A 2,935-nucleotide genomic window follows, 5' to 3' on the forward strand; every position below is an offset into this window, starting at 1 on the left:
CCGAACTCTGGGACCTCTACAACGGCCACAAGAACGTCGGTGAGGGATTTCGGGTGTTCCCGCTCTCCAACTGGACTGAGATGGACGTCTGGCAATACATCGCGGCCGAGGGCGTCGAGATCCCGGATCTCTACTTTGCCCACGAGCGCGACGTGTTCGACCGCCGCGGGACCCTGCTGGCGGTGACCGATTTCGTAACGGTGCAGCCCGACGAGACAGTCGAGCGCAAGACGATCCGATTCCGCACGATCGGCGATGCGACGTGCACGGGCGCCGTCGAGAGCACCGCGTCGACGGTCGAGGAGATCATCCGGGAGGTGGCCGCGGCCCGGATTACCGAGCGCGGCGGGCGCCACGACGACAAGCGTTCCGAAGCCGCCATGGAGGACCGCAAGAAACAGGGGTACTTCTAGGATGAGGACTCCGACCGCACCGCTGATCCGCCCCCGCCCCGCTGGCGGAGCCCCACCGCCAGCCGCCATTGGAGAGACGCACGTGCGATTAGGAGTCCCCTCTCCCGGCCGGGAGAGGGACAAGGTGAGGGCGGCCATCCTCGACGCGTCGCTCGGCTCTGTCAACCCCCTCCCTGCCTCCCCCGTCTGGGGGAGGGGACTCGTGCGAGAGGCGGTGCGGGATAGTCGGCGAACACGCATGGCAGACGTGCTGCCTCCTGTAGGTTCTCCCCATGTCCCCGAATCGATACACAAATCCGCCCCATCTCCGTGCGATCCGGAAGTCGTTGCGCAAGCGGTCGACGCCAGCCGAGCGACGGCTCTGGCAGATCCTCCGGGCACGCCGGCTCCAGGGAGTCAAGTTCCGTCGCCAACACGGCATCGGGCGCTACGTAGTCGACTTCTACTGCCCGGCGGCCCGGCTGGCGGTCGAGGTCGACGGGGCAGTCCACGACGACCCGCTCCGCGCCGAGGCGGACCGCCAGCGGCAGGCCGAGATCGAGGCGCTCGGTATCCGGGTCGTTCGGTTCTCCAACGACGACGTGCTGCGGATGCCGGACCTGGTGGCCGAGGCTCTGCGGCAGGAACTGAGTCAGCTGGCGTAGCGCTAGCGTTGTCACCCTCCCCTGGCCCCTCCCGTCTGGGAGGGGGGATCGTTTTGAGGACCGCGTGATCGATTTGGACCGACTCGACACCGGACCCGCTGGCGGAGCGCCGCCAGCGGACGGATACCTCGACATGGACCTCTTGCGGTTCACGACGGCGGGCTCCGTGGACGACGGCAAGAGCACGCTGATCGGGCGGCTCCTCTACGACTCGAAGTCCATCTTCGAAGACCAACTGGACGCCGTGACGCAGGCCTCCCGCGCACGTGGGCAGGACGACGGCGACGTGCCCAACCTCGCCCTCCTCACCGATGGACTCCGCGCCGAGCGCGAGCAGGGCATCACGATCGACGTCGCGTACCGCTTCTTCGCGACACCCCGGCGCAAGTTCATCATCGCCGACACGCCCGGGCACGTCCAGTACACCCGCAACATGGTGACGGGCGCCTCCACGGCCGACCTCGCCATCGTCCTCGTCGACGCGGCGCGCGGCGTGCAGACCCAGTCTCGGCGCCACGCCTTTATCGCCTCGCTCCTGGGTATCCCCCACGTCGTGGTGGCGGTAAACAAGATGGACCTCGTCGACTACGCTGAGGCCCGCTATCGGGAGATCGTCGACACGTTCGCGAGCTTCTCGGCCAAGCTCGACCTGCCCGACGTCGAGTTCATCCCGGTCTCGGCGCTCAAGGGCGACAACGTCGTCGAGCGGTCCGACCTCATGGACTGGTACCAGGGGCCGACGCTCCTCCACCACCTGGAGAACGTCCAGGTCGCCGGCGATCGGAACCTCCGCGACTTCCGCTTCCCCGTCCAGACTGTCCTCCGGCCCGACGCCCAGTTCCGCGGGTTCGCGGGCACGATCGCGGCCGGCGCCATCCGCCCCGGCGAGGAGGTGCTGGCGCTGCCGTCCGGCACGCGCTCGACCGTAGACACGATTACGACGTTCGACGGCGACCTCAACGAGGCCCACGCGGGCGAGGCCGTCGTCGTGACGCTAGCGGACGAGATCGACGTGAGCCGTGGCGACATGCTCGTCCGGCCGGGCAACCTGCCGACGGTTGCGACCGAGGTCGAGGCCATGGTCTGCTGGATGGCCGAGGAGCCGCTCCAGCGGACGCGGCACTACCTTCTGCGCCACACGACGCGCGAAGTGAAGGCGTACGTCGACGAGGTCGTCTACCGGATCGACGTCGACACCCTCCACCGCGACGCCGCCGACACGCTTGGGCTGAACGACATCGGCCGGCTCCGGCTGACGGCGGCAGCCCCGATCTTCGTCGACCCGTACACGCAGAGCAAGGCGACGGGCGCGTTCGTCCTGATCGACCCGTACTCGAACGCGACGGTCGCAGCGGGCATGATCCGGGGCGAGACGCAGACGCCGGAGGACGCTGTCGCGGACGCGGCGCTGGCGGAGCCCGACGAGCGACCGGCGTCCCCGAACGTGACTTGGGAGGGCGTTGGCATCTCGCGTGAGACACGGGAGGTGGCGCAGGGGCACCGGGCGTGCGTCGTCTGGTTCACAGGCCTCTCAGGCGCGGGCAAGACGACGATCGCGCGGGCCGTTGAGCGGCGCCTCTTCGAGCAGGGCGTCCGGACGATGCACCTCGACGGCGACCACGTCCGCCACGGGCTCTCGGGCGACCTCGGGTTCTCGGCGGCCGACCGGCGCGAGAACATCCGCCGCGTGGGCGAGGTGGCCAAGCTGTTCTTCGAGAGCGGGACCGTCGTGCTGTGCACGTTCGTCTCGCCCTTCCGCGCCGACCGCCAGCGGGTCCGCGAACTGTTCCCGGACGGTCGGTTCGTCGAAGTGTTCGTCGACGCCGACCTCGACACGCTCCGCCAGCGGGACCCGAAGGGGCTCTACGCCAAGGCGGA

General features: G+C 68.9%; 3 protein-coding genes. All 3 read left to right on the plus strand.

Annotation, left to right across the window (positions count from 1 at the left end; translation table 11 throughout):
- The coding region (cysD, locus tag AAGI91_17540; GenBank protein ID MEM1044416.1) for a sulfate adenylyltransferase subunit CysD at positions 1-413 on the plus strand (413 nt) is incomplete at its 5' end.
- Between the two features lie 272 nt (positions 414-685).
- Positions 686-1,057: an endonuclease domain-containing protein gene (locus tag AAGI91_17545; GenBank protein ID MEM1044417.1), complete on the plus strand. Its 372-nt coding sequence runs from the start codon at positions 686-688 to the stop codon at positions 1,055-1,057.
- A 73-nt stretch (positions 1,058-1,130) separates the two neighbouring features.
- The coding region (gene cysN, locus AAGI91_17550) for a sulfate adenylyltransferase subunit CysN (protein ID MEM1044418.1) at positions 1,131-2,935 on the plus strand (1,805 nt) is incomplete at its 3' end.

The organism is Bacteroidota bacterium (assembly GCA_038746285.1).
Classification (GTDB): domain Bacteria; phylum Bacteroidota; class Rhodothermia; order Rhodothermales; family JANQRZ01; genus JANQRZ01.

What these genes read in the sequence shown, in the direction of transcription:
- AAGI91_17545 (MEM1044417.1), top strand. Translation starts at nt 686, where the DNA reads ATGTCCCCGAATCGATACACAAATCCGCCCCATCTCCGTGCGATCCGG.